Here is a 1,023-nt window from a genome sequence, read left to right as displayed (position 1 = left end):
GCAAGAGGAACTATGGCTGTAATCGTCGACAATTAATCACGAAGATGAAGCCTCGCTTCCGACTATCGCAGACCTGTGACCGTCCTGGACTTCAGTTAGGCCTGGCCCGGCACAATACCGGTCGCGCGCTCAATCCGCAGCTTCAAGAGGCGCGTTTGAGAACGCTTAAGCCCCTTATGGAAAGGTTCGATCTGAACTTCGCGAAGCGCGGCTCTGTATGCTCGAGCGACTTTCAATTCGGTCCGTATCCGCTCTGCCCAGCGCTGTCCCAGGGGGAGCGAGCGCAGCCATGCGTGATATTCCTGAGCAGCCCGATAGATCTCACGCTCTTGCGCCGCCGGCGGCAATTCCCCCCACAGCTCTGCTTCGATCTCAAACACTTGCTCTCACCGAATTAATGCGGGCGGGCAAAGGGCTCCGCCAGCTAATGCCGGCGGAGCCCTGAAGCACGATAGTCAGCGGGGTTTGACGCGTTGGCCAAGAGACGAACTGAGCCATCGGGGGACGTCGTTGCCGAGCTCCGCCCCCTCGAGATTTCACGGGGGGGCAACGCCGGGAGGGCCGGCAGGGCCCTGGGGGCCGGGAGGGCCCTGAGGGCCGGGAGGGCCCTGAGGGCCTTCTGCGCCGTCCGCGCCGGCAGGGCCGGAAGGGCCGGAAGGGCCTTCAGGGCCGGCAGGGCCAGGAGCACCGGGAGCACCGGGAGCGCCAGGAGCACCAGGAGCACCGGGAGCACCGGGAGCACCGGGAGCACCGGGCGCGCCGGGAGCACCGGGCGCGCCAGGCAGGCCAGCTGCCGTGTTCTGACGCGCCTTCGGCAGGTCGCCCGCATCGCGGTCGATATAGGTCGGCATATAGTCTTCGCGGTCGCGCCGGATGAGGGTCTTCTCGCCGAGCCACGGCGACACGTCGTTGGTGCCACTGGAGCCGAAATAGACGCGCAAGCCCGCCAGGAAGCTGAACTCGTTTCCGGAGGAACGGCCGAAGCCGCCATCCGACTTCTTGCCATAGGCGGCGTCTGCGAAC

The 1,023-nt window shown here is 65.7% G+C and carries 2 protein-coding genes; both read right to left on the bottom strand.

Going from position 1 to position 1,023, the window contains the following annotated elements; genetic code table 11:
• Positions 1–95: 95 nt before the first annotated feature.
• Positions 96–380 carry a hypothetical protein gene (locus AB4Y99_RS27830; protein WP_038368422.1) on the bottom strand — a complete coding sequence of 95 codons (285 nt, stop codon included), beginning with the start codon at positions 378–380 and terminating at the stop codon, positions 96–98.
• Between the two features lie 156 nt (positions 381–536).
• A partial coding sequence (locus AB4Y99_RS27825) for a hypothetical protein (RefSeq protein ID WP_441525635.1) occupies positions 537–1,023 on the bottom strand: 487 nt, incomplete at its 5' end.

The organism is Allobosea sp. TAB14 (assembly GCF_052113865.1).
Classification (GTDB): Bacteria; Pseudomonadota; Alphaproteobacteria; order Rhizobiales; family Beijerinckiaceae; genus Allobosea; species Allobosea spartocytisi.
Note: the sequence above shows the minus strand (reverse complement) of the source record. Positions and strands in the feature narration are given on the sequence as shown.